At 64.7% G+C, this 25,701-nt stretch carries 27 protein-coding genes; 14 read left to right on the forward strand and 13 right to left on the reverse strand.

Translation table 11 applies throughout. From position 1 onward, the window contains the following. Nucleotides 1-2 precede the first annotated feature (2 nt). Complete coding sequence (locus H6955_19120; protein ID MCP5315680.1) at nt 3-683, reverse strand: HAD-IA family hydrolase; 681 nt, start codon at nt 681-683, stop codon at nt 3-5. Continuing rightward, nucleotides 673-1,626, reverse strand: a complete 954-nt coding sequence (gene rluC, locus H6955_19125; protein ID MCP5315681.1) for a 23S rRNA pseudouridine(955/2504/2580) synthase RluC — start codon at nt 1,624-1,626, stop codon at nt 673-675. The genes H6955_19120 and rluC overlap by 11 nt, the downstream gene beginning before the upstream one ends. A 479-nt stretch (nt 1,627-2,105) precedes the next feature. Here rluC and rne point away from each other — a divergent pair, with 479 nt between their 5' ends. After that, a complete protein-coding gene (gene rne, locus H6955_19130) occupies nt 2,106-4,634 on the forward strand; it encodes a ribonuclease E (GenBank protein ID MCP5315682.1) in 2,529 nt (842 codons plus the stop codon). Nucleotides 4,635-4,648: 14 nt separating this feature from the next. Here the strand turns inward: rne and H6955_19135 are convergent, their stop codons facing one another. Further along, nucleotides 4,649-5,131, reverse strand: a complete 483-nt coding sequence (locus H6955_19135; GenBank protein MCP5315683.1) for a low molecular weight phosphotyrosine protein phosphatase — start codon at nt 5,129-5,131, stop codon at nt 4,649-4,651. Between the two features lie 53 nt (nt 5,132-5,184). On the opposite strand from H6955_19135, the gene H6955_19140 reads away from it, so the two are divergent. After that, a complete protein-coding gene (locus tag H6955_19140) occupies nt 5,185-5,472 on the forward strand; it encodes a hypothetical protein (GenBank protein MCP5315684.1) in 288 nt (95 codons plus the stop codon). Here the strand turns inward: H6955_19140 and kdsB are convergent. The 6 genes from kdsB to H6955_19170 form a co-directional block, all read right to left on the reverse strand. Then, on the reverse strand, nt 5,461-6,225 hold the full coding sequence (gene kdsB / locus H6955_19145; protein ID MCP5315685.1) for a 3-deoxy-manno-octulosonate cytidylyltransferase: 765 nt from the start codon (nt 6,223-6,225) through the stop codon (nt 5,461-5,463). The genes H6955_19140 and kdsB overlap by 12 nt on opposite strands. A 3-nt stretch (nt 6,226-6,228) precedes the next feature. Next, nucleotides 6,229-6,414 carry a Trm112 family protein gene (locus H6955_19150; GenBank protein MCP5315686.1) on the reverse strand — a complete coding sequence of 62 codons (186 nt, stop codon included), beginning with the start codon at nt 6,412-6,414 and terminating at the stop codon, nt 6,229-6,231. Next, nucleotides 6,407-7,462, reverse strand: a complete 1,056-nt coding sequence (locus H6955_19155; protein ID MCP5315687.1) for a tetraacyldisaccharide 4'-kinase — start codon at nt 7,460-7,462, stop codon at nt 6,407-6,409. Before H6955_19155 ends, H6955_19150 begins: the two co-directional genes overlap by 8 nt. Beyond that, nucleotides 7,392-7,820: a biopolymer transporter ExbD gene (locus tag H6955_19160; GenBank protein MCP5315688.1), complete on the reverse strand. Its 429-nt coding sequence runs from the start codon at nt 7,818-7,820 to the stop codon at nt 7,392-7,394. The genes H6955_19155 and H6955_19160 overlap by 71 nt, the downstream gene beginning before the upstream one ends. Before the next feature lie 4 nt (nt 7,821-7,824). Beyond that, nucleotides 7,825-8,436, reverse strand: a complete 612-nt coding sequence (locus H6955_19165) for a MotA/TolQ/ExbB proton channel family protein (GenBank protein ID MCP5315689.1) — start codon at nt 8,434-8,436, stop codon at nt 7,825-7,827. Between the two features lie 115 nt (nt 8,437-8,551). Beyond that, nucleotides 8,552-10,930: a DNA internalization-related competence protein ComEC/Rec2 gene (locus tag H6955_19170; GenBank protein MCP5315690.1), complete on the reverse strand. Its 2,379-nt coding sequence runs from the start codon at nt 10,928-10,930 to the stop codon at nt 8,552-8,554. 183 nt (nt 10,931-11,113) lie between these two features. On the opposite strand from H6955_19170, the gene H6955_19175 reads away from it, so the two are divergent. Beyond that, complete coding sequence (locus H6955_19175) at nt 11,114-11,644, forward strand: DUF2062 domain-containing protein (protein ID MCP5315691.1); 531 nt, start codon at nt 11,114-11,116, stop codon at nt 11,642-11,644. Between the two features lie 15 nt (nt 11,645-11,659). Here the strand turns inward: H6955_19175 and lolD are convergent, their stop codons facing one another. Together lolD and H6955_19185 are read right to left on the reverse strand one after the other, a co-directional pair. Next, a complete protein-coding gene (gene lolD / locus H6955_19180) occupies nt 11,660-12,343 on the reverse strand; it encodes a lipoprotein-releasing ABC transporter ATP-binding protein LolD (protein ID MCP5315692.1) in 684 nt (227 codons plus the stop codon). Then, complete coding sequence (locus H6955_19185) at nt 12,336-13,583, reverse strand: lipoprotein-releasing ABC transporter permease subunit (GenBank protein ID MCP5315693.1); 1,248 nt, start codon at nt 13,581-13,583, stop codon at nt 12,336-12,338. The genes lolD and H6955_19185 overlap by 8 nt, the downstream gene beginning before the upstream one ends. A 147-nt stretch (nt 13,584-13,730) precedes the next feature. Between H6955_19185 and H6955_19190 the strand changes: the two genes are divergently transcribed. Genes H6955_19190 through H6955_19200 form a run of 3 tightly spaced genes read left to right on the forward strand, consistent with a single transcriptional unit; the run spans nt 13,731 to nt 15,966 of the window. Next, complete coding sequence (locus H6955_19190; GenBank protein ID MCP5315694.1) at nt 13,731-14,015, forward strand: hypothetical protein; 285 nt, start codon at nt 13,731-13,733, stop codon at nt 14,013-14,015. An 8-nt stretch (nt 14,016-14,023) separates the two neighbouring features. Beyond that, on the forward strand, nt 14,024-15,082 hold the full coding sequence (locus tag H6955_19195) for an agmatine deiminase family protein (protein ID MCP5315695.1): 1,059 nt from the start codon (nt 14,024-14,026) through the stop codon (nt 15,080-15,082). Next, a complete protein-coding gene (locus H6955_19200; protein MCP5315696.1) occupies nt 15,079-15,966 on the forward strand; it encodes a carbon-nitrogen hydrolase in 888 nt (295 codons plus the stop codon). The genes H6955_19195 and H6955_19200 overlap by 4 nt, the downstream gene beginning before the upstream one ends. 27 nt (nt 15,967-15,993) lie before the next feature. Here H6955_19200 and H6955_19205 read toward each other — a convergent pair whose 3' ends face one another. After that, nucleotides 15,994-16,494 carry a cyclic nucleotide-binding domain-containing protein gene (locus H6955_19205; GenBank protein ID MCP5315697.1) on the reverse strand — a complete coding sequence of 167 codons (501 nt, stop codon included), beginning with the start codon at nt 16,492-16,494 and terminating at the stop codon, nt 15,994-15,996. Nucleotides 16,495-16,771: 277 nt separating this feature from the next. After that, nucleotides 16,772-17,596, reverse strand: a complete 825-nt coding sequence (locus H6955_19210) for a DUF3530 family protein (protein MCP5315698.1) — start codon at nt 17,594-17,596, stop codon at nt 16,772-16,774. A 266-nt stretch (nt 17,597-17,862) separates the two neighbouring features. On the opposite strand from H6955_19210, the gene H6955_19215 reads away from it, so the two are divergent. From H6955_19215 to H6955_19250, 8 genes are all read left to right on the forward strand, one after another. After that, entirely contained in the window at nt 17,863-18,015 is a 153-nt protein-coding gene (locus H6955_19215) for a hypothetical protein (protein ID MCP5315699.1), read from the forward strand. A gap of 102 nt (nt 18,016-18,117) precedes the next feature. Then, nucleotides 18,118-18,774 (forward strand): rhodanese-like domain-containing protein, encoded by a 657-nt coding sequence (locus H6955_19220; protein ID MCP5315700.1) that lies wholly within the window; start codon nt 18,118-18,120, stop codon nt 18,772-18,774. A gap of 120 nt (nt 18,775-18,894) precedes the next feature. Beyond that, complete coding sequence (locus H6955_19225) at nt 18,895-19,368, forward strand: DsrE family protein (GenBank protein ID MCP5315701.1); 474 nt, start codon at nt 18,895-18,897, stop codon at nt 19,366-19,368. Nucleotides 19,369-19,462: 94 nt separating this feature from the next. Next, entirely contained in the window at nt 19,463-22,996 is a 3,534-nt protein-coding gene (gene mfd / locus H6955_19230; GenBank protein ID MCP5315702.1) for a transcription-repair coupling factor, read from the forward strand. A 10-nt stretch (nt 22,997-23,006) separates the two neighbouring features. Then, nucleotides 23,007-23,636, forward strand: coding sequence for a hypothetical protein (locus H6955_19235; protein MCP5315703.1), 630 nt, complete (start codon nt 23,007-23,009; stop codon nt 23,634-23,636). 109 nt (nt 23,637-23,745) lie between these two features. Further along, the gene (locus H6955_19240; protein ID MCP5315704.1) at nt 23,746-23,886 is read left to right on the forward strand and encodes a hypothetical protein; all 141 of its coding nucleotides are present in this window, start codon (nt 23,746-23,748) and stop codon (nt 23,884-23,886) included. A gap of 308 nt (nt 23,887-24,194) precedes the next feature. After that, nucleotides 24,195-24,680 (forward strand): hypothetical protein, encoded by a 486-nt coding sequence (locus H6955_19245; GenBank protein MCP5315705.1) that lies wholly within the window; start codon nt 24,195-24,197, stop codon nt 24,678-24,680. Nucleotides 24,681-24,787: 107 nt separating this feature from the next. Then, a complete protein-coding gene (locus H6955_19250; protein ID MCP5315706.1) occupies nt 24,788-25,627 on the forward strand; it encodes an NYN domain-containing protein in 840 nt (279 codons plus the stop codon). Nucleotides 25,628-25,701: the final 74 nt, after the last annotated feature.

Below are 25,701 nucleotides of genomic sequence, written 5' to 3' on the forward strand. Positions count from 1 at the left end.
TCTCAGACCCCCGTTCCTTCCCGTACCACGGCTTGCTGCAGCCACTCCGCCAGCGCAAACAGGTCGTCGAAGCAGGTCAGCGCCCCTTCGCTCAGCAGGCGCTCGGCGGCATGGACACCATGGCCGACACCCACGGCATCGACGCCGGCCGCACTTGCCATCTGCATATCGTACTCCGTGTCACCGACCACCAGCGCCGCACCGGGGGCCGTGTCCAGGTCCGTGAGGATATCCTGCAACATCTGCGGATGCGGCTTCGAAAACGCCTCGTCGGCGCAACGCGAGGCGTGGAAAAACCCACCCAGTCCGCTTTCCTGCAAGGCCCGGTCGAGCCCGCGCCGGCTTTTACCCGTCGCGACTGCGAGCAGTCGACCCTGACGATGCAGCGACTCGATCAGCTCGCGCGCCCCGGCAAACATCGGCGCCGCGTCGACCGCGTCTCCCAGCCAATGTGCGCGATAGGCATCGGTCAGCGCGGCGACCCCGCTGCGATCGAGCGCCGGAAACAACCGCTGCACGGCCTCTTCGAGACCCAGCCCGATGATGTCCCGCGCCGCTGCCCTGTCCGGTACCGCGATCCCACAATCGCGCGCGGCCAGCTGCATGCATGTGACGATGCGCGCCTCCGAATCCATCAGCGTGCCATCCCAGTCAAATACCACCAGTTCGTAGCTAGCGCCCATCCAGGCCCTCCAATACTTTCTGCAGCTCCGCCGGTAGCGGCGCCTCCACCCGCAGTCGGCCGGGCGTTCCGGGCCAGTCGAAGCGCAGCGAGACCGCGTGCAGGAACAATCGGCGCAATCCGAGCTCGCGAAACCGCCGGTTGAGTGTCTGATCGCCGTACTTCGGGTCGCCAAGAATCGGTGTCCCGTTGGCGGCCGCGTGTACCCGGATCTGGTGGGTGCGCCCGGTCTCCAGGGTTGCCTCAACCAGGGTTGCCTCCGGGAAGCGACGCACAACCTCGAATCGGGTTGCAGCGACCTTGCCCTCCGGGTCGACCCGCACGACCCGCTCCCCTCCGCTCAGGGTATTTTTCTTCAACGGCGCATCCACCCGCCAGGCGCCTTTGCGAATCCGCCCTGCCAACAGTGCGAGGTAGCGCTTTTCGATTCCTCCGTGCCGCTGGAGTTCCTGCAAGCGGGTCAAAGCGCTGCGACGCTTGGCGACCATCAGACAGCCGGAGGTGTCACGATCCAGGCGATGCACCAGTTCGAGATAAGGTGCTTCGGGCCGGGCGCTGCGCAGTGCCTCGATCGCCCCGTGCGAGACCCCGCTGCCGCCGTGCACCGCCATCCCTGAAGGCTTGTTGATAACCAACATTAAATCATCTTCGTAACATATCGATTTTTCTACGAGTTGCTCTAGGTTCTTCGTCACCGTGCTGGGCTCGCGTACGGCGACCCGCAGCGGTGGGATGCGCACCACGTCGCCCGCCCGCAGGCGATACGCCGGTTTGCTACGGCCCTTGTTGACCCGCACCTCGCCCTTGCGCAAAACGCGATACAGCCAGGTGCGTGGTACGCCCTTGAGCCGACTGATCAGGAAATTGTCCAGACGCTGTCCGTCGTTGGCTTCGTCGACGGTCACCAGCTGAACACCCGTCGATGTGCCCCCGCCCTCAGTCATGCCCATTGCCGTACAGCGAAAAATAATGCATCTATCTGAATATTTGGTATATTTCGGGTCAGCCCCGGCCCCCGGCGGCGACCCCGAGGGTCGCCCAGCCAAACAGCCCCGGCGAAAGAGTTTTCAGCCTCGGGAGGATTCCCGATGCAAATGGCGCGCATGCATGCGGCGCAATCCTCATCAAAGTTGCACCGCAACCCGCGAAGAGCAGCGCGCATCCGCTACCCCAGGGATGCTACCTGACCCCATGCATGCAGCGCCAGAAAATAGCGGTATGACTGAAAGTTGACGAGATCGCCGGCCCCTATCAGGGCCGCGGCACGTCACTCGGTCTGCCAAGACTGAATTTGCTCTCGACCGAACAGTTCGGGTCCGCGCTGGCCCCTGCCGACGAGTGATCGCGTGGCGTCCACGCGGTCCCCTCGCTGCATGCGGCTGGCGGCCACCCGTGCTGTCGTCGGGGCCACAAGGAATAACGAATGAAGCGTATTCTGATCAACGCAACTCAGCCCGAAGAGTTGCGCGTCGCCATCGTCGATGGCCAGAAACTCTACAACCTCGACATCGAGTCTCCCGGCCGGGAGATGAAAAAGGCCAACATCTACAAGGGCCGCATCACCCGGGTCGAACCCAGCCTCGAGGCCGCCTTCGTCGACTACGGCGCCGAACGGCATGGCTTCCTGCCGATGAAGGAGATCTCGCGCAGCTACTTCAACAGCGAGGCGTTCGATGCCGGCAAGCGCAACATCAACGAGCTGCTCAAAGAGGGACAGGAGGTCATCGTCCAGGTCGAGAAGGAAGAACGCGGCAACAAGGGGGCCGCGCTGACCACATTCCTCTCGCTGGCCGGCCGATACCTCGTGCTGATGCCGAACAATCCGCGTGCCGGCGGGGTGTCGCGGCGCATCGAGGGCCAGGATCGGTCCGAACTGCGCGAGGCGATGAGCATGCTGGAGATCCCGGAGGGGATGGGCCTGATCGTGCGCACTGCCGGGGTCGGCAAGATCGCCGAAGAACTGCAGTGGGACCTCGACTATCTGCTGCAGTTGTGGAGCGCGATCGAGCAGTCCGCGGCCGATCGCAAGGCGCCGTTCCTGATCTACCAGGAAAGCAACGTCATCATCCGTTCGATCCGCGACCACTTGCGCGCGGATATCGGCGAAATCGTCGTCGACAATGCCGAGACGCATGCCCAGGCGCGACAGTTCATCGAACAGGTAATGCCGAAGTACCTGCGCAAACTGCGTCTGTACGAGGACGAGGTGCCGCTGTTCTCGCGTTATCAGATCGAGTCGCAGATCGAATCGGCGTTTCGCCGCGAACTGCGCCTGCCATCGGGAGGTTCGATCGTGATCGACCATACCGAGGCGTTGACGTCGATCGACATCAACTCGGCGCGTGCGACCAAGGGGTCGGACATCGAAGAGACCGCACTCAACACGAACCTCGAGGCCGCCGAGGAAATCGCCCGACAGCTGCGGTTGCGCGACCTGGGCGGTCTGTTCGTGATCGATTTCATCGACATGACGCCATCGCGCAATCAGCGCGACGTCGAGAACCGCCTCAAGGACGCGATGAAAGAGGACCGTGCGCGGGTTCAGATCGGTCGCATATCGCGTTTCGGCCTGCTCGAGATGTCGCGCCAACGCTTGCGTCCGTCGCTCGGCGAATCGGCACACCAGGTGTGCCCACGCTGCGATGGTCACGGTTATATCCGCAGCGTGGACTCGCTGGCATTGTCGATCCTGCGGATCATCGAAGAGGAGGCGCTGAAGGAGAACACCGGGCGGGTAACCGCTCAGCTCCCGGTCGAGGTCGCGACCTACCTGCTGAACGAAAAACGCCAGATGATCGTCGACGCCGAGGATCGCCACGATGTGAGCATCGTGCTGATTCCGAACCGCCAGCTCGAGACACCAAAATACGAGATCACCCGCGTCCGCCGCCAGGAGATGCGCGAGGAGGAGGCCCCCAGCCACGCGCAGGAAAAGGACTTCACCCCGCAGACGTTGCCGCCGGCGGAACGTGCCCAGCCGAGAGCCGAACAACCCGCGGTGCGCAATATCGCGCCGGCCACGCCCGCACCGGAGCGGCCGGAACCCGTCCCTGCCCCCGCGGCGCCGATGCCGGTCGGGCCTGCAACGGCCGAGAGCGGTTTCATCAAGCGCCTGTTCAGCAGCATCTTCGCGCCACGTGAAGAGACCGCGGCTCCGCACGCCGAACCCGCGGCTGAAAAAACCACCGAGGCCGCACCGGCGAAGCGCGAAGATAAGGAGCGAACCGCGGGTAGCAGCCAACGGCGCGGTAACCGATCCGGCGAACAACGGCAGCCTCGCAGTCGACGTGGGACACGCAGCGGTCAGGCCGCGCGTACGCAGGACAAGCCCGGAGACAATGGGAACAGGCCAAAGACCGCGGGCGAAGACAAGCCCGACCGGCAGGTCACAAAGACGGCGGAAGCGGCCGGTGGTGATGAGGATTCAGCGGACACCGGTGTGAAGCGGAGCTCGCGGCGCGGACGGCGTGGCGGCCGGCGGCGACGCAGCAGCGGAGACAAGGCGACCGCCAACGGGGGATCGACGACCAACGAGCCGGTAGCGACCGGGCCATCGGCCACGAACGCCCAACAGCCGCCGCGTGGCGGTGCGGGCGACGCGCCGGCGTCGACGCGTACCGCGAACAGCCGTTCTTCGGACGACGTCGCCCCTCCGGCGGCCGCAGACAAAGCGCGCCCGAGCACCGTGGACAGCGCGCCCCCCGTTGCCCAGGACGCTGCGCCGAAGCCGGCACCCGCCAAACCGGCACCCGTCCCCGAAGCGGCCACCGGGACCGCGCCGCAGGCACCGGCGGCCAAACCGCCGGTCGTCAGCGAGCCACCCAAGGCGCAGGTGCCGCCACCAGATGCCGCCGCACGCGCGAGCTCGATCGAGCGCGCCGTCAAACCGAGCGGTGAGGCGGAGGCGAAACCGCAGGCACCGGTTTCGAATACCCCGCCCGGAGACGACTAGAGCGTCCGGCGGCGTCAGCCCTCGTCGAGGTGGCGCCGCCGGATATCGTCCAACAGGCCTTGGGCTGCGGCTTCGACCATATCGAACACGCGCTCAAATCCGGACGGACCGCCGTAATAAGGATCGGGTACCTCGCGGGTCCGCATCGCAGGTGCGAAATCCATGAACATCTGGATCTTTTCGGCCTGGGGCCCGCTGGTCAACTCGCTGAGTGCGATGAAATTCTCCTGGTCCATCGCCAGCACATAGTCGAACACCTCCAGGTCTTCCGCAGACACACGCCGCGCGACCAGGTCGGAGAGATCGACGCCGCGCCGGCGCGCGGTCTCCTGCGCGCGACGGTCCGGCTGACTGCCAACGTGGTAGGCATGGGTCCCGGCGGAATCTATGCTGATCAGATGACCCAACCCTTCGCGCTCGACCAGATAGCGGAACACACCGTGCGCGGTCGGCGACCGGCAGATGTTACCCATGCAGACAAACAGTACCTTTACCATGCCCTTCAGCCCCTGCCCTCGACACACCACAGACAACGAAACGACTTTTTAACATGCACACCGACAGTCTGCACCGCAGGCTCCGCCAATTGATCGGCGAACGTTTCGATTACCTCGGCGAAGTCTGGATCCTGATCGAGGTCCTGATCGACGACGACAGTGTGGTCCTGCGCCGTTGCGAACATTGCCGGCCGAACAGCGTGCAACGCAACGCCTATGGCGTGCCGAACCGTCGCGTCAGCGACACCCTGACCCTGCGAATCTCCGACAGCTCCGGCGAGTCCTATTCAGAAGACATCCTGGTGCTGCTCGAAGGCCGTCAACCGGGCTCACCCGCGTAGCGCGGCCGTGACCCGGGCGAGGTCTTCGGCAGTGTCGATGCCTGGCGGAGGCATTTCTGCCGCCGTATCGACGGCAATCCTGCCTCCGTTCCACAGCACCCGCAGCTGTTCCAGCGATTCTGCGCGTTCGATCGGCGAGACCGCCAGTCGCGCATAGCCGGCCAGGAATCCGGCGCGGTAAGCGTAGATCCCCAGGTGGCGTCTCACACCGTCGATCCAGGCAGGTTGCGGTGCAACGCCTGGATCGAACAGGTCACGCTTCCACGGAATCGGCGCGCGACTGAAGTACAGTGCGTAGCCCTCCCGGTCGGTCACCACCTTGACCACGTTGGGATCGAACAACTGCGCCGGGACATCCAGTGCCACGGCCAGGGTGGCCATGTCGGCCGCCGCGTGCGTGACGAGCGCGTTCGCCGTCTGGCTGAGCAACGCCGGCGGCATCAATGGCTCATCGCCCTGCAGGTTGACCACCAGGGTGTCTTCGTCCCAGGCACGCAGCGCGACGACCTCGGCAATCCGGTCGGTGCCGCTCGCGTGCGCCGCCGAGGTCATGCAGACGTCGGCGGTGAATGCACGCGCTGCCGCCTCGATGCGGGGATCGTCAGTGGCAATCACGACCTCGTCGGCCCCGCTCTCGCATGCACGTTCGAACACGTGCTGCACCATCGGCTTGCCGGCAATCGCCAGCAACGGCTTGCCGGGCAGGCGCTGCGAGCCGTAGCGGGCGGGGATTACGACCTTGAAACCGGCCATCGTTCAGTCCGCGACTTCCTCGTCGGCGGGCAGTTCGCGCGCCTCCTGCTCAAGCATCACCGGGATGCCGTCGCGGATCGGGAATCCCAAGCGATCGACCTTGCAGATCAACTCCGCGGCGTCGGGCCGATAGACCAGCTTGCCTTTGCAGACCGGGCACACGAGGATGTCCAGCAGTTTCTTATCCATCGACGATGTCCTTCAATGCAGTGCTCAAGCGGTGGACGAAGGCCGCATCGGGTTGCGCGTCGATACGCACGACCCAACAGTTGCGGCATGGCAGACGGCGGCATTTTACGGCATCTTTCTCGGTCATCAGTACCGGAGCACCGTCTTCGAAACACAGATCCTTGTCGCGGAACCGGTGGTGATCGGGAAACGGATGGGGATCTACGTCCAGTCCCATCCGGTCCAGCAGGTCGAAAAAGCGTTGCGGGTTGCCGATGCCGGCAAGTGCGTGTACGCGTTGGCCCGAAAACTCCGCGAGGCGGGTCTGCGCGTCACCCTGCAGGGCATGCAACACCGGTTGATGCAGCTTCATCGAGAACTCGCCAGCACCACCCTGACCGTTGACCACGACCATGTCGACCCGGCGCAGACGCGATATGGGCTCGCGCAAAGGCCCGGCGGGCAGCGGCAGGCGGTTGCCGAAGCGGCGCTCGCCGTCGATCACGGCGATCTCCAGGTCGCGCCCCAGCGCATAGTGCTGAAGCCCATCGTCAGAGATCACGATATCGATGTCGGTATGCTCAAGCAGCGCCTGCACCGCCGCCGGTCGGTCCGGACCGACGCACATGGGACAGGTGGTCGCCGCCGCGAGCATCACCGCTTCGTCACCGACGGACGCGGGATCACTGTCGGGCCGCACCTGTTGCGGCCAATGGCGTGCCCGACCGCCGTAGCCGCGCGACACGATCCCCGGTTGCCAACCCTGCCCGCGCAGGTAGCGCGCCAGCCAGATCACCAGGGGCGTCTTGCCGGTCCCTCCGACGGTGATGTTGCCAACCACCAGCACCGGTACCGGGAATCGGGCTACCCGTAACACCCCTGCCCGGTACGCCGCGCGTCTCAACCCGGCGACGGCCGCGAACAACAGCGCCAGGGGAGACAACAGCAGTGCGACGGGATTGACGGTTTGCCAGTAGCGATCGAGGCGTGGCACCAGGTCATTCCGCCTCGGGATCCGACTGGCGGGCGACGAAACTGAGGCGCGACATACCCAGCTGCCCGGCGACATCGAGCACGGTCATCATCGCCTGCAGAGGCGCGCTCCGGTCCCCGGACACGACGATCGGCAGGTCGGTCCTGCCATCGGCGATCTTCTGCATCGCGCGCCGCAAGGTCGCGGCGTCGTGGGTCACCAGTTCGCGCTCGTTGACGTAGAACTGTCCTTTCGCATCGATCGTGATGTCGATCTTTTCGGCCTGCTGCTCGGTGGTATCGGTCACCGCGGCCTGGGGCAGATCGACCTTCAGCCGGGTCTGTTTGTCGAATGTCGTCGACACCATGAAGAAGATCAACATCAGGAACACGACGTCGATCAGCGGCGTGATATCGACGCGCGGCGGTTCCGGACGGCGGGGGCGCAGCTTCATCGACTCAGCGCTCGCGGTCGCCGTGCATCACTTCGACCATCTTCAGCGCCTGCTCCTCCATGCCCAGGACGATTCGGTCGACACGCCCGCTCAGGTAACGGTGGAAGATCACCGCCGGGATCGCCACGGACAACCCCGCCGCGGTGGTGATCAGGGCCTCGGAGATACCGCCGGCGAGCACCGCAGGATTGCCGACGCCCGCATCGGTGATCGCACTGAACACCTTGATCATCCCCAGCACGGTGCCGAACAGACCGAGCAGCGGTGAGATCGTCGCAATGGTACCGAGCGTGTTGAGATACCGCTCGAGCTCGTGCACCACCTGGCGGCCCTCCTCCTCGATCGCTTCCTTCATCACATCGCGAGGATGGGTCCGATTGACCAGACCGGCCGCAAGGACACGGCCGAGGGACGAGTTCTTGCGCACTGTCGCGATGTGCGCAGCGGTGAGCTGATTGTTCTGGTGCAACTGCCAGATCTGCGCGACCAGGTTCGTCGGCAACACCTTGCGCCGGCGATATGCCCACAGCCGTTCGACCACAATCGCCATCGCTATAACAGAGCAGGCGATGATCGGCCACATGACCCATCCGCCGGCCTTAACGAGCTCGAGCACGTCGGGTTTACCTCCACAGGGACAGACAACGGGCCCGTGAGGCCCTCTTAAAGCTCATCGACAGGTGCCTACGGCGGAGACCCGGCGCCGCCCGGCGGTGACGCTGACGACGGTTTCAGCGCTCGTCGCAACCGCGGATCGGATCGGGATCGTCTGGCGGGCACCGCGATCGATCGCCGGATGATACTGCAAGCGGCGCCTCGGCTGAACCGTCGACATGCCACCAGAACCTCCGCCCGTTCACGCGTTCGAACGAGGGTGCCGACAATCCCTCGATTGCCGAGAAACGAAAGCCGATGGCGCCGGACGTCGCGGTGTTCAATCCACGTGCGCCTGCTGTGTGCCAGCGACGCACCACTTCCGGTGCAGGAAAACCGTAGCGATTCGCCCAACCCGCGGTATAGACCACGTACCCGGGTTGGGTGGCGGCGACGAACGGCAGGCTCGACGAACTGCGGCTGCCATGGTGCGGTGCGACGACCACATCGCTGTCCAGCGGCCGCCCATCGACTACGAGTCGCCGCTCCACGGGTTCCTCAATATCACCGGTCAGCAGCAATGATCCGCCCGGGTTCACAACCCGCAGTACGCAGGACGCGTCATTGCCGCGGCGGTGCCGGGCATCTGGCGGGTGTACGAATTCGAACGATACACCGTCCCAGCGCCAACGCTCACCGGCCCGGCACAGGGCCGCACCCACATCGATACGCTGTGGTTCGCCCGATTCCACCCGACCGACCTCCAGGGATCGCAACACGTGTCGCAACCCGCCCGCATGGTCCTTGTCTCCGTGACTCACCACCAGGCGGTCCAGGCGTGCGATGCCACGCGTGCCGAGGAAGGGCACCACGACGGCCTCGGCGGTCGAAAAGCCGCTCGGAAACTCCGGGCCCGTATCGAACAGCAGCGCATGACCACGTGTCTCCACCAGGACGCTGAGCCCCTGCCCGACGTCCAGCACGTGCACAATGAAGTCACCGTCCGGCACACGCGGCGCGAGCGGCAGCCAGGGTGCGGCCAGCAACGGCAGCATCGCCCAGCGCATCGGTACGCCGTGCGGTGCCAGCAGCATCCCGGCGGCGATGGCGTAGGCCAGCAGCCCCGGCCATGCCGTGTGCGCGCGCAACGGCAGTGCCGCGGCACCATCGGCGGCAAGGTACAGGCCCTGTTCGGTCAGGTCGAGCAGGCCGCCGACCGCTTGCAGCATCCCGCTGCCGAGATCGGGGACAAGGCCCAGCAGTACGCTGCCCAACAGGCCGAAAGGTACGATCAGAAGACCGAACAGCGGCACCGCGACGAGGTTGACGAACGGCCCCAGCGCGGCTCCGGGCATGCCGAACGCCGCAAGCACCGGCCACAGGGCCAGGCTCAAGGCAAACTGCACGCGAACGGCGATCCGCCAGGTGGGCAACGCCGAGGTGTGCCGTGCGACCGCGAGTATCACCAGCACCGCGCCGAACGACAGCCAGAATCCGGCCGATACCACCGAAGGGGGATGCCAGATCAACACCACGACTGCGGCGGCCGCGAGTATCCGCGGCGTGTCGCAGTGGCGGCGCAGCAGGAGCCCACCGGTCACCGCCAGCAGCATGATCAGCGCGCGCTGGGTAGGCAGCGCCATCCCGGCCATCAGGGCATAACCGAGCGCCAGGCAGATGCCGACACAGGCACCGGCGATGCGTGCCGGAAACCTGCTGCACAAAGTGGGAATGCGTCGCCACAACCATCCGACGCCGACGAAACCGATACCGGCCAGAAGGCCGATGTGCAAGCCGGAAACGGCCATCAGGTGACTGGTCCCGGTGGCGGCGAACAATCCTTTGGTGTCGCGATCCAGGCGCGAGCGATCGCCGAGCACCAGCGCGCGCAGCACGCCGCCGGCGAAATCGGACAGCGGCAGCGCTTCCATGCGGGACGCCAGGGCGCTGCGCAGCCGCGTTACGACGCAACAGCCGGCGTCAGGCAGGCGTGCCGCGGTGAGCGTCGGATCGACATAACCGGTGTAACGGATTCCCTGCCAGTACAGCCATCCCTCGTAGTCCCAGGCCCCCGGCGTCGCGTAGCCGTGCGCGGCGCGCAGGCGAACCGGCAGACGCCACACGTCGCCGGTGGCGATGTCCGCCGGGTCGTGCCAGCTCAGCCGCAGACGCCATGTCCCCTCCGCTAGGGCACCCTGGTCTTCTATGGTGCGTGCCACCAGCACGAAACTGGCACGGCGCGCCGATCGCTCAACCAGCGAGACCACCTGCCCCTCGACCCATAGCCGCATCTGCGGCCGTTCGACGGGCAGTTCCGGAGGGACGGAGAGCAGCGCGTACGATTGCGACCAGAGGAAACCGAGAACGAACGCACCCGGAAAGATCCGCAGACGCGGGACCCGGAACAGCATGGCGGCGCACGCGACCAGGACGGCCAACCAGGGCCATCCGGGCAGATCGGGCATCAGATGCAAAGCCAGCACACCGCCGGCGAACGACATGGCGAAACGCAGCACATCCCCTCCGTGGAACGCGATCGGGCCTCCTGCCCGTACGCCGGACCCCTGATCCGGCGGCGACTTCATTCTGTCACAGGCGGTGGCTGTAATGCGTGCGGTTTCAGAACCGAAGGTCGCGGACGCTGTAGTAAACAGCACGAAATCCGTGCTTCAATGGTCGGCCCCAACTGCACGAACCCTATGCCCAGGCACCTCATAAAGCGCTACACGCCCGATCCTGCGGCACTCAAGAAGCACAAGTACCTGCGGCATCTCGGCGCACTACTGCACGACGAAAACCTCTGGCACCTGAACCGCCGCTCGGTCGCCGGCGGCGTCGCCTGCGGGCTTTTCTGGGCGATGATCCCGATACCGGCGCAGATGGTGGCCGCGGCGTTCTCGGCGGTGGTATTCCGAATCAACCTGCCGATCTCGGTCGCCCTGGTTTGGCTGACCAATCCGATCACGATGCCGCCGGTGTTTTATTTCTCGTATCTGGTCGGCACCTGGCTGACCGGAACGCCGGCTCATGTCGGCGAATTCCAGCTCTCGCTGGAGTGGATAGCCGCGGAGATCGACGCGATCTGGAAACCCCTGTATCTCGGGAGCGTCGTGGTCGGCACCCTGCTCGCGGTGATCGGATACGCGGCCGTACGCCTGTATTGGCGCTGGCACGTCTTGAAACGTTTTCGCGCCCGAGGCGGACGACGTAAAGAGGCACCGCAGCGTTAAGACGGGTCCGCGCGGTTACGCCGCATACAGCCGACCGTCACGCAGGGTAAGCACACGGTCCATGCGCGCCGCCAGTTCCATGTCGTGCGTGACGATCACGAAGCTGGTTCCCTGTTCGCGGTTCAGGTCGAGCAACAAATCATAGAGCGCATCCGCGGTCTGGCGATCGAGATTGCCGGTCGGTTCATCTGCCAGCACGCAGGCCGGGTTCGAGACCAGGGCACGTGCCACCGCAGTACGCTGCCGCTCACCACCGGAGAGTTCCGCGGGCTTGTGACGCGTACGCGCCCCCAGCCCCACTCTCTCCAACAAAGCGAGCGCCCGCGCCGCGGCCTCGGCGGCGCCTACCCCGCGAATCAGCAACGGCATCGCAACATTCTCGAGCGCGCTGAATTCCGGCAGAAGGTGATGGAACTGGTATACGAAGCCGATCGCGTGATTGCGCGCGATGCCGCGCCGCTTCTCGTCCAGCGTGCTGAACGGATGCCCAAGCAGATTCACTGTGCCGGCGCTCGGCTGATCGAGGCCACCGAGACAATGCATCAGCGTACTCTTGCCCGAACCGGACGATCCGACGATGGCTACCTGCTCACCGCGCCGCAATGCGAAGTCCAGGTCGTGCAATACCTCGATGCGTGCCGGTCCGCTGTCGAATGCCTTGGCCAGACCCTGGCATGCCAGGACGGTCTGCTCATTCATAGCGCAGCGCCTCCGCCGGTTGCGTCCGGTACGCGCGCATCGCCGGAGGCAGGGTCATCAGCAGGCTGAGCAGGAAAGACCCGGCACCGACCAGCAGCACGTCGAGCCATTGCACATCGGACGGCAACTTGGCGATGTAGTAGACGCTTGGATCGATGAACTGGACGCCGAAGGTTCGCTCGACCGCGGCAACAGCGCCTTCGATGTTCAGCGCCAGCGCCAGGCCGGCCACCACGCCGATCAGGGTGCCGATTGCACCGAGCGTCGCCCCCTGCACGATGAAGATCCGCATCACCTGCCCGGGGCTGGCGCCGAAGGTCTTGAGGATGGCGATGTCGCTCTGCTTGTCGACCACCATCATCACCAGGGTCGAGACGATGTTGAAGGCGGCGATCACGACGATGAAAAACAGCAGCAAACCCATCATGCGCTTTTCCATCTTCAGCGCCGCGAAGAAATTCCGGTGGTAGTCAGTCCAGTTGAGTACGCGATAGCGACCCTGCAGCGACTCGGCGAGTTCCAGCGCGACCTCACGCGCCTGCCAGACGTCGTCGATCCGCAGACGGACGCCAGTCACCGCGTTGTCGAGTTGCTGCAGTACCGCGGCGTCTTTGATATGCACGATCGCCACGCCGCGGTCGTACTCGCCCATGCCGACCTCGAACAGCCCGGAGACCGTAAACCGCTTCAGTCGCGGCATGCTGCCGGCGACTGTCACGCTGATCTGCGGCACGATCACCGTGACCTTGTCGCCGATATTCACGCCGAGCACACCCGCCAGTTCACGCCCCAGGATGATGCGGAACTCGCCGGGCTGCAGATCCGACAGGGAACCGCTGACCATGTGCGCGCCGACGTCGACGACCTCGGATTCGAGGGCGGGATCGACGCCGCGAATCAGCGCACCCGTGACTTCGCGCCGATGGCTCAGCATCGCCTGCCCCTCGATATAAGGCGCGGCACCGAGCACACGCGGATTCCGGCGCGCCTGCGCCATCGCCTCCCGCCAGTCCGTCATGCGGCCGTCCAGGGCCTGCACATCGCCGTGAGAGGCCATGCCGAGAATGCGTTCGCGGACCTCTTTGTGAAAGCCGTTCATCACCGACAGCACAGTGATCAACACCACGACGCCAAGCGCGATACCCAACGTCGAGATCAGTGAAATGAACGAGATGAAGTGGTTCCGCCGCCGCGAACGTGTGTAGCGCAGGCCGACGAAGAGCGACAGAGGGTGATACATCCACGCATTAAATCACAAAGCACCTGCGACCGAGCCACGCCGCGATTTGTCGGTGCGCATTTCCTGGTTAAACTGCGAACTGGCCGGGCCGGCTGTCTGCGCAGGGCGCAGCCGATGCCGGCGCAGAACAACTGACGGGAGCTGACGATGAGGGGACTTGGAGCGGCATTCGCCGTGTTGCTGGGCGCCGTATCCGCGACGCACGCCGACACGCTGCTGATCGAGGCGGTGGACAAGGCGCCGCCGAACACTGCGGCGGGACTACCGCGGCCACACACCGGCCAGAACATGGCCGACGTCAAGGCCCAGTTTGGCGAGCCGGCCAGTACCCAACCGGCGGTCGGTGAACCACCGATCACGCGCTGGGCCTATCCCGGTTTTACCGTCTATTTCGAGCGCGACCGGGTGATCGAGTCAGTCGTCCACCGCTAGTGGCCGCTATGCAGCGAGCGCGTCTGCCTGCCGAATGGGAACCGCAGGCCGGAGTGATGCTGACCTGGCCGCATGCCGACAGCGACTGGCGCGACGAACTGGCGCAGGTCGAACCGGTGTTCGCGTCGATCGGTGCGGCGATTAGCCGCCACGAAGCACTGCTCTCGGTCTGTCAGACACCCGAGCATGCGCGGCGGGTCGGGAAATTGCTGCGCGCCGCCGGCGCCTATCCCGACAGGATGATGTTCGCATGTGCGCCGGCCAACGATACCTGGGCACGCGACCACGGTCCGCTGACTGTCGTCGATGGCAACCGCGCGGTATTGCATGACTTCGTCTTCAATGGCTGGGGCGGGAAGTTCGATGGCCGGCTCGATTCCGAGATCAACCAAGCATTGCACCGCCGGTCCACGTTCGGCAACGCGGAGCTGCGCCGCCACGACCTCGTCCTGGAAGGCGGTGCGATCGAGACCGATGGCGCGGGCACCCTGCTGGCGACCCGATCGGCCGTGATCAGTGCAACCCGAAATCCGCAGCTCGATCAGATGGCCATCGAACGCCTGCTCGGCGAAACCCTGGGCTTCGACCGTTTCCTGTGGCTGGATCACGGCGACATCGCTGGCGATGATACCGATGGACACATCGACACCCTGGCGCGGTTTGCCGACGCAGACACGATTCTGTACGCGAGCGCGCCACCGGGCGACGCCGACCACGCCGGCTTGGCGGCGATGACCGATGAGCTGCGCGCGCTGCGCACGCGCGCCGGGCAGCCTTATCGTCTGCTCGAATTGCCCTTCCCCGGCGTCCATCGTGATGAGGATGGCCGTCGGCTGCCGGCCACCTACGCGAATTTCTTGATCGTCAATGGTGCGGTCCTGCTGCCGACCTACGCCGTGGCCGAGGATACCCGGGCGGTCGCCATCGTGCGTGCCGCATTTCCGGGACGCGAAGTGATCGCCATCGATTGCCGCGCGATCATCCGCCAGAATGGCAGCCTGCATTGCCTGACGATGCAGTTCCCGTCACAAGTCGAACTGCGCGACAGCCTGGAGTCCGCCGCATGACACAGCGCCGCATCACCGCCGCCCTGATTCAACACGCCGACCAGGGAGACGCCGCCGCGAATCTGGAACTGATTGCCGAGGAGATTGCGGCCGCATCGCAGCAAGGTGCGCAGCTCGTGTTGTTGCAGGAACTGCACAACGGGGCCTATTTCTGCCAGAGCGAGGACACCGCGCAATTCGACCTGGCGGAGCAGGTACCCGGTCCCAGCACCGAGCGGCTTGCCGGAATCGCCCGGCGCCATGCGGTGGTGATCGTGGGCTCACTGTTCGAGCGCCGCGCACCCGGCCTGTATCACAACACTGCGGTTGTGATCGAGCGCGACGGCCGACTGCTGGGCCGGTACCGCAAGATGCACATCCCCGATGATCCGGGCTTTTACGAAAAATTCTACTTCACGCCGGGCGACCTCGGATTCACCCCGATCGACTGCTCACTCGGCCGGCTGGGGGTCCTGGTGTGTTGGGACCAGTGGTACCCGGAGGCCGCCCGCCTGATGGCCCTGGCCGGCGCGGAACTCTTGCTGTACCCGACCGCGATCGGCTGGGACATGCGCGATTCGGAAGCCGAACGCGAACGCCAGCGCGACGCCTGGCTGACCATCCAGCGCGCGCACGCGGTCGCCAACGGGATTCCCGTGCTGAGCTGCAACAGGGTTGGCCACGAAGCGGCGCCGGGTCGGGACGACCCGGGCATCCGCTTCTGGGGCGGTTCGTTCGCCTGCGGGCCGCAGGGCGAATGGTTGGCGCGCGCCGACGACCAGCCGCATACGCTGCTCGCCGACATCGACCTGGCACGCAGCGAAGACGTGCGCCGCATCTGGCCGTTCCTGCGCGATCGGCGGATCGACGCCTATGCGGACCTGCTGCGCCGATACATCGACTGAGACCTGTTCACACCGCAACCGGGGGCGTTAATAGCGCCCGTGCTGTTTGCTGATGTAGTTCGACATCTCGACGTATTGCGCGTTCATCCGACCGAGTATCCGGTGGGCCGTACGCACGACCGCGCGCATGATCTGGTAAACCAGCTGTGGATCACGGTCCATCAGGCCCTCCAGGTCCCTTCTGTCCAGGGCGATCAGTTCGCAACGTGACAGCGCCCGGATGGCGGCACTGTGTGCGACGCCGTCGACGAAACCCAAAATCCCGGCCATGTCGCCGTGGTGCAACAGTTGCAGCGTGACCGCATCGCCGCCGCCTGTCGGCTTGAGCACCTCCAGGCGCCCCTTTGCGACCACGTACAGGGTTTCATCGGCGTGCCCCTCTTCGAGCAGCATCGCGCCCTCGTCGAGGCAGATCGCACCGGCCGCATCGGCCAACAGGGCACACTGTGCGTCGCTGAGGTCGGCACCGAGCGGTGACTCGCGAATCGTCCGGGCACTGACCACCGTGGTATCAATGACTTGGCTCATGATGGCGTTCCTTCTCGTTCGTTGTCCGATTCTGCCGGCGGCGCCCCACCGCGCTCTGTGAGCCCGGCACGCACGCCGGGGAACAAGCCCTCGTCCCTATTAAAATTATAGTGAAGCCCGCGACCTTCCCCCGTCTCGGCTCGATCACACGCGGCGCGCGCGGTAATTGCTGATGGTTTCGCTAAGGAATTGAGATGGTCGTCTCAGCCGGCTGGGTATCCGCGGTTGTCCAGTCAAGATCGAGCCGGCCGCCGATCGACCAAACCCCGACCCGCCGTCAGAGCCTGTCCAGCCAGTCGGCGACCGCCGCGGTCAATGCGTCGCCCCGGTCGACGAAATAGTGCCCGGCATCGCCGACGACGCGCTGCACATTCAACGGATGCCCACCACGGCGCATGGCCGCGAGCCGCTCGGGCGCGAGGCGCTGAACCGCCCGATAGTCGTGCTCGGCATACAGGTCGAGCATCGGTACCGCCAGACGCCCGAGTGCAAAGGGTTCACGCATCGGTTGCCCCGCATCGGTCGCCCCCATCCCGATACCGACGAATGCGTCCAGCAATTGCGCCGCCAGCGCCGGCCGCGCATTGATCCAGTGCTGCGCCATGTGCGAACCGCAACTGTGCGCCAGCAGCACGACCTTGCCGCTCGACAGCGCGCGCGCCTCGGTCAACGCCGCCTCGATCCGCGGCATCGCATCCGGAAAGATCTGTACGTAGTCGTCGTATTGCGCCTCCTTGTCCAGGACCGGCATCTGCACTGACAGGGTGTCCCAACCGAACGCCGGCAGACCCACGCGCAGCGGATGCACGACGTCGCTCCAGTCCGGGTGCATTCCGCGCCCGTGCAGTATCACGACGATGCCTTTCGCCGGCGCCATCGCACTTTGCGTATGGATCCCGAGGAACGCCTTGTTTCCGGGCAGCCCGATCTGCAGCGGTTCGCCATCGAGGATGGCATCGACGATCTCGGCGGCCATGCGGTGTTCGCGCGCGACGTCGGGCACGATTCGCCCGGTTTGCAGGGCATGGCTGGAACCGGTCAGCGCCACCAGCAACGCCAACACCGTGTTGCGGATTGGCCGCGAACTACTGCCTTCGTGCACGGTCAGATCTCCAGGTGGCTGTCGTTACTCGTCGGACGTCGCCAGGCAAAGATTAAGCGCAGCCCGGGACAACCGTGAGCAACACAATGTTTTTGAATTGAAAATTATCATATTGCTTGCCAGGTGACGTGTCGATCGGAGGTCGGTTGCGGTATATTCTGCGACGACTCGCATCGAGGCATTGGCAGGCACGGCGTGCGTTTTCGTGGCAGGCCCACGGCGCGCTCCCGGCCCTATCCGGAATGCATCACTATGGAATCAGCATCATGCGAATATTGTGTACCGTGTTGACGCTGGGACTGCTCGCCGTGGACCTGCCACCCGCTATCGCGGCCGCGCAGGACGATGGCGCGGGACAGCCGCCCCCTGACAAGAGTGGCGAGCAGAAATCCGCCAACGAAGAACCGGAATGCGAGTAGGTTGAGGCGCACACTCGACCGACTCGCTTGCTGCGGCTCGCGCGGCATCCGCCATGCGGCGAGCACGCGGTCTCGACATCACGTATAGGAGGAATTTCGCGGATGAAACTGATACGCCTGGGCATGATCGCGACGCTCGCGGTGGGTTTGCTGTCTGCAGGATCGGGCATCGCGGCCGACCTTGCGGTGGGAATCACGCGATCGATCGACAAGCTCGAAGGAACCCTGGACGGCAAACCGTTCGTGATCGTGCGCAATCAGGACCAGAGCAACACGGTCAACCCGGCATTCGCGAAGACATCGCGCAAATGTCCCCCGTTCTGCATCCAGCCGCAACACCTGGCCGAAGGTGTCGAGACGATCGGCGAACTTGAAGTCCTCGGGTACATCGAAAAGATCGCTGCCGGCGACAAGAGCGTCCTGCTGATCGATTCACGCACGCCGGACTGGGCCGCAAAAGGCACCATTCCCGGTGCGATCAATGTCCCGTGGACACGGCTGAACCCGTCCAAGGGCGCCGACCCGATCTCGATCACCGAGATCCTGACGAACCTGTTCGGTGCCCGCGACCTCGAAGGGCTGTGGGACTTCGACGACGCCAAGACCCTGGTGTTGTTCTGTAACGGCATGTGGTGTGGTCAGTCGCCCAACAACATCCAGAATCTCCTGCGCTTCGGCTACCCGGCACACAAGATCAAGTGGTACCGCGGCGGCATGCAGGATTGGGAGATTCTTGGGCTGACGACGGTCAAGCCCTGACCACCGACACGCGATGACCGGTGGTGTGGTGACCCGCGCACACCGCGGGTGCCACCGCCGGTCGGCCGTCATCGGGAGAGGTGCGCCGTGATACAGAGGTTGCTGCCACTCGTGCTGCTGATGCTGATCCCGTTTGCCGGCGGGCGTGCGGGTACGCTCGCCTACCCCGAGTACCAGGATCCCAAGGCGGTGTTCGAGTTCTTCTTCTCCGATCCCCGTCACATCGACAGCGGGCTCTACTGGATCCGTGCCTACGTTAACCCGTTGATCGAGGAACCCTACAACCTCGCGCCGGAGTTCATGCAGATTGTCGTGGTGATTCACGGTACCGAGATCGTGACTCTCGCCAAACACAACTACGCGAAATACCGCGACAGCGTCGAGCGCATGCGCTATTACGCGAGCCTCGGCGTGCGCTTCAAGGTCTGTGGTCTGGCCGCGCAGGACTATGGCTACGATCCTGACACCTTTTACGATTTCGTCGAGATAGTGCCTTCCGCGATGGCTGAGGTGGCCCATCTGCAGCAACAGGGATTCGGCCTGGTCGTGCCGCAGATCCTCGACAAGCGTTTCTCGATAGAAGAGATCCGCTGAGCGGTCGGGGGATGTCGGCGAATGCCCGGTCTTGACGGGTCGCCAGGCCCTGAACGACCGGACGCAGCGTGGCCGGGAGGCGAGGCACAGTGCCATGGGGCACGATGTACATCCACCCCACCTCCACCGCCGGGTTGTGCGACAATCTCGCCCCCGCCAGCCGTTACGACCAGCCGTGAGTTCTACCGCACCGCCGCTTCCCACTCGCCCGGAAAACCTCGTTCACTGGGGACGTTGTGCCGGCGCCGGCGCAGGGTATGCAATAGCCCGTGCGGTCACCGATGCCACCAGGCCGCTGTTGGTCATCACGGCCGATGTCCAGGCCGCGAACCGCCTCAGCGAGGAGATCCGCTTCTTTCTCGACGATCCGGCCACCGAGGTACTCGGGTTTCCCGACTGGGAGACCCTCCCCTACGACGTGTTCTCTCCGCTGCCCGAACTGGTGTCGCAGCGTTTGCGTACGCTGCACCGTCTGCGCGCCCTGCAGAAGGGCATCGTCCTGGTACCGGTCGCCACGCTGCTGCAGCGGTTGCTCCCGCCGGCCTTTCTCGACGCCAACAGCCTGCTGTTGACGACTGGCGAGGAGCTCGAACTGGATGCGTTCCGGCATCGGCTCGAGGCCAGCGGCTACCAATGCGTATCCCAGGTGATGTCGCACGGCGAATTTGCCGTCCGCGGTTCGCTGATCGACCTGTTCCCGATGGGCAGCGAGCAGCCGTTCCGCGTCGACCTGTTCGACCGCGAGATCGATTCGATCCGCATCTTTGACCCGGAAACGCAGCGGACCAGTGAAAAGATCGATCGCATCGAGCTGCTACCGGCGCGTGAATTCCCGCTCGACGAGGCCGGCATCGCACATTTCCGCAAGGCATACCGGGAACGTATCGAGGGCGATCCGCAACGCAGCCTGATCTATCGCGGCACCAGCGAAGGCATGCCACCGGGAGGGATCGAGTACTACCTGCCGCTGTTCTTCGAACAGACTGCGACGCTGTTCGATTACCTGCCGCCGGACAGCATCGTGCTGTCGGAGCGTGGCCTGACCGACCAGGCCGCGAATTACTTCGCCTCGGTCGGCGAGCGTTACGAGCAGCGGCGATACGACATCGAGCGTCCCCTGCTGCCACCTGCAGCGCTGTATCTGGAAAGCCACGAACTCGCCGAGCGTGTCGCGGCCCACCCGCGCGTGGTCATGCATCCGGCGAGTGCCGGGGACGCACATTCCGCCGGCGAGACAGCGGACCTCGCAAGCGCGCCGGTCCCGCCGGTCGGTATCCAGGCCAAGGCCGCGAACCCGGCCCTGCTGCTGCACGGCGCGATGCAATCGACCCGCGCGCGCACGCTGTTCGTCGCGGAGACACCGGGGCGCCGCGAGGCGCTGCTCGATACGCTGCGTGGCTTCGGCATCCACCCGGAGTACAGCGAGAGCTGGCACGACTTCGCCGCGGGCACCGCATCACCATGCATTACCGTCGCGCCGATCGAAAACGGTGTCTGGCTGTCCGACGCGGGACTGCTGTTGATCCCCGAGGCGCTGCTGCTTGGCGAACGCGTCAAACAGCGCCGGCGGCGCAAAGGACAGGACGCCGACCAGATCGTGCGCAATCTCGCCGAGCTGACGATCGGCGCAGCGGTCGTGCACGAAGAACACGGGGTCGGGCGCTTTCTCGGCCTGCAGACGCTCGAGGTATCGGGCCAGAAGACCGAGTTCCTGACCCTCGAATATGCGCGCGGCGACAAGCTGTATGTCCCGGTTGCCTCGCTTCACCTGATCAGTCGCTACACCGGGGCGTCACCGGAAACCGCGCCGCTGCACCGGCTGGGCAGCGACCAATGGGAAAAGGCGCGGCAGCGCGCAGCCGAGAAGGTCCGCGACGTCGCCGCCGAGCTGCTCGACATCTACGCGCGACGCGAGGCCCGCCAGGGCACCGCCCTGCCCACACCGCACGACGAATACCGCAAGTTCGCCGCCGATTTCGAATTCGAGGAAACCCCCGACCAGCAGGACGCGATAGACGCGATCGTCACCGACATGACCTCACCACGCCCGATGGATCGCGTCGTATGCGGCGACGTCGGTTTCGGCAAGACCGAGGTGGCGATGCGTGCCGCGTTCATTGCCGCGAATGCGGGCAAGCAGGTTGCCGTGCTGGTACCGACCACGCTGCTCGCCCAGCAGCACTTCCAGAATTTCTCCGACCGGTTCGCCGACTGGCCGATCAAGGTCGAGAGCCTGTCGCGATTCCGCTCGGCGAAGGAAACCACGCAGTTGCTCAAGGGACTTGCAGACGGCCGCGTGGATATCGTGGTCGGCACACACAAGCTGCTCAGCGAGGGCGTTCGGTTCAAGGACCTCGGCCTGGTCATCGTCGACGAAGAACATCGTTTCGGCGTGCGGCACAAGGAACGCCTCAAGGCGCTGCGTGCCGAGGTCGACATCCTGACGCTGACCGCCACACCGATCCCGCGTACGTTGAACATGGCGATGTCGGGACTGCGCGACCTGTCGATCATCGCTACGCCGCCGGCCGCCCGCCACCCGATCAAGACCTTTGTCAGCCAATGGAACGACCCGCTGATCCGCGAAGCCTGCCAGCGCGAGATCAACCGCGGTGGTCAGGTCTACCTGCTGCACAACGAAGTGTCGACAATCGAAAAGGCGGCAAAACAGATCGCGGAGCTGGTTCCCGGTGCACGGGTCGAGTTCGCGCACGGACAGATGCGCGAGCGCGAGCTCGAACGCATCATGCGTGATTTCTACCATCAACGCTTCAATATCCTGGTCTGCACGACCATCGTCGAGAGCGGGATCGACGTGCCGAGTGCCAATACGATCATCATCGATCGTGCGGACAAGCTCGGCCTCGCCCAGTTGCACCAGCTGCGTGGCAGGGTCGGCCGCTCGCATCACCGCGCCTACGCCTACCTGATCACGCCGCCGCCGAAGGCCATCACCGCGGACGCGCGCAAGCGCCTCGAGGCGATCGAGTCGCTCGAGGAGCTCGGCGCGGGATTTACGCTCGCGACCCACGATCTCGAGATCCGCGGCGCCGGCGAGTTGCTGGGCGAAGAGCAGAGCGGGCAGATCCACGAAATCGGTTTCACGATGTACACGGAGATGCTGGAGCGCGCAGTCCAGGCGATCCGCGCCGGTCGTCAGCCCGAGCTCGATCGCCCGCTGGATCACGGTACCGAGGTCGATCTGCACATACCGGCGTTGTTGCCGGACGACTACCTGCCCGATGTCCATGTTCGCCTGATCCAGTACAAGCGCATCGCCTCGGCGGATTCGGCCGATGAACTGCGCGATCTGAAGGTCGAGATGATCGACCGCTTCGGGCTGCTGCCCGAACCCGCACGCAATCTTTTCGACGTCACGGAGCTCAAGCTGTATGCGCAGCCTTACGGCATCCGCAAGATCGAGGCCGGGCCGGCGGGCGGGCGGATCCTGTTCGAAGCCGAACCCAAGATCGACCCGATGCGCCTGATCACGCTGATTCAGACACAACCCAAGGCATTCAAACTGGACGGTGCGGAACGACTCAAGTTCTTTGCCGATCTGGACGACCCTGCAACCCGGGTGCCCTCGGTCAAGGCAATGCTTGACCAAGTGCTCGGTATCCAGTGAACTGCACGCCATGAACAGAATCATTGTGCTGGCGTCCCTGTACACGGCGTCGATCTGGTTCGGCTTGGTCGCAACTGGCACGGCGATTGCTGCCGCCGACCCCTACAAGTTCGAGATGATTGTCTTCGAATGGCCTGCGCGGGCCGCCGAGCGGCCTGCGCCACCACCCGGCGTGACGCCGCCACAGACGGCGACCCTCCCCGAACGTCACGTGCTGGGGCGCCTGGAAGCGATCGCCTCGGCCAACAAGTCGCTCGGCCCGGTCGCGTACACGCTCGGGCGCAAAGGGATGATCGTGCACAAACACCTGGCCTGGGTCGAAGTCCCGCGCGGACTGGATGCTGATGCCTGGTATCAGGTCGGTGATGATCGCGTCGGTGGCCAGGTACGGGTGACCCGTGGACGGTACCTGCATCTCGACGCCGATCTTTCGCTACGTGACGGTCCGGGCGGCATTCCCTACGACGCGCACTTCGAACGCCGCATGCGTAGCGACGAGCTGCATTATCTCGACAGCCCCCATCTCGGGATACTGATTCAAGCGACCCGTATCGAACCCACGGTTTCGCCGGCGGCCGACGATGGTGCGAGCGGCGAACCCAAACCGGCACAGCCCGCCACGATCCCTCCGGCCAGCTGACGGCCCAGGCTTCGCGAACCTGCAACCCGATTGACATTGGGCTGTCAGATCTCCTCCGCATACTGCGCGCCGGGAAATCGCCCGTTCCGGTATCTGTTGGTGGTGCGCAATGAACCTGGAGAGACATCTGCTCGAGGGGTTGAAACTGGCGGCGTTGCTCGCGGCTGTCGCATGGGTGGTCTGGAGCATGCCCGAGCATGATGTCGCCCAGGCGTTGCGGGACGCCGGCAAGCCCACCGCATCCCGTTGATCGCTTTCCCAATCGCCGCGGCCCCGATGCCCGGCGGTGCCCGACCGCGGGCCTGCAGTTCCGCGACAACGAGCCGGGAGCCATTGCTGGATCCTTGACCGGGGCGGCGACCCCGGATCGACACCGGACAGGGCTCATGGCGCCTGCTCGGATTTCCCCAAAACGTCGTCGCCGATCGGGCGCATAATAAGAACGAAGCGACGATCGCCCCACCAACGCCGGCGTGAACGGCATCCCGGGAAAACGCGGCCGCATGACGGTGGGCCGGCGTCGCAGCGCGCAACGCCGCCATGCGGAGGGCCACCCAGATGACCATACCCATCCAGATATCCGAGCACGTATCCACCGGCCTCTCAGCGCTGATCAACGAAGTCCTGGGAGACGAGCAACTGGCGCAGCCCGCGACCCTCAGCGAGGTGCGCGAACGGATCATGGCACCGATCAAGACCGCAACAGTGCCGTTGAACCGGTTTTCATCGGATGAAACGGAGCAGCTTCGTGAAGAAGTCGATGCCCTGATCGACGAGTTCGGCGAAGATGCACTCGCGGTGCGCTTCCAACGCCCCTGGGCCAGCGAGGCGTTGTCGCGGCTGATGACGGCTGCGATGGAGGATACCGACACACTCACCCTCGACGGGCTGCTGGAGGGCGCACAACGCGGACTGTTGGCGCATCTGATCGGCAACGGCGAGATCGACGATGACGAGGCGCAGACCCTGATCAGTGAGTTGCAGGCGCTGATCGGCCACCACGGACCGGACACCTTGGTCGAGGAACTGATACACGAACCCTGATCGATCGCACGGCAGCGGACGATCCATGACAAATGGCGCGCCCTTCTCTCGGGCGCCGCCGTCTTAAGCGTGACACTGCAAGCCACCATCACCGGAATCAATGAACAATGACAGGGAAACCAGACACCCAGAACATGGCCGTCTTCTGTGACTTCGAGAACGTTGCGCTCGGCGTCGAGGACGCGAAGTATGCCGCCTTCGATATTCAGAAAGTGCTGGAGAGGCTGCTGCTGAAAGGCAATATCGTCGTCAAAAAGGCCTACTGCGACTGGGAGCGCTACAAGCGATTCAAGGCCGTGATGCACGAGGCCGCATTCGAATTGATAGAGATCCCGCACGTCCGCCAGTCCGGCAAGAATTCCGCCGATATCCGGATGGTCGTCGATGCCCTCGACCTGTGCTATACGAAGTCGCATGTCGATACCTTTGTGGTCATCAGCGGCGACTCCGATTTTTCGCCCCTGGTCAGCAAGCTCCGTGAGAACAACAAGATCGTGATCGGCGTCGGGGTCAAACAGTCGTCGTCGGACCTGTTGATCGCCAATTGCGACGAGTTCATCTACTACGACGACCTGGTGCGCGAAGACGAAAAACAGCGCAAGGCGCGGCGCCGAGCCGCTGCCAAGAAGGCGGTATCAAAGAAATCGGGTGCCGCCAAGGCGTCCACCGAAGGTGCGGAGCTGGAACAGAAACAGCAGACCGCCGTGGACCTGGTGATCGAAACCGTCGAAGACCTGTTCGAGGAACGCGGTGAAGAAGACAAGGTCTGGGGCTCGATGGTCAAACAGGCCCTGAAGCGCCGCAAACCGGGGTTCAACGAGACCTATCACGGCTTCCGCACATTCGGCAAACTGCTCGAGGAAGCCCAGGCGCGCGGTCTCCTGGAACTCGAACATGACGAGAAATCCGGAGGCTACATCATCAAGTCGTATGCCCACGATGACTGATACCCTGGAGGCCCCAGCGGCAACGCAGCGCGACCGCTCCATTCACCCGCCCCCAGGTGCATCTGCGGTGGTTT

It is taken from the genome of Chromatiaceae bacterium, assembly GCA_024235395.1.
In the GTDB taxonomy this organism is placed as follows: domain Bacteria; phylum Pseudomonadota; class Gammaproteobacteria; order Chromatiales; family Chromatiaceae; genus Thiosocius.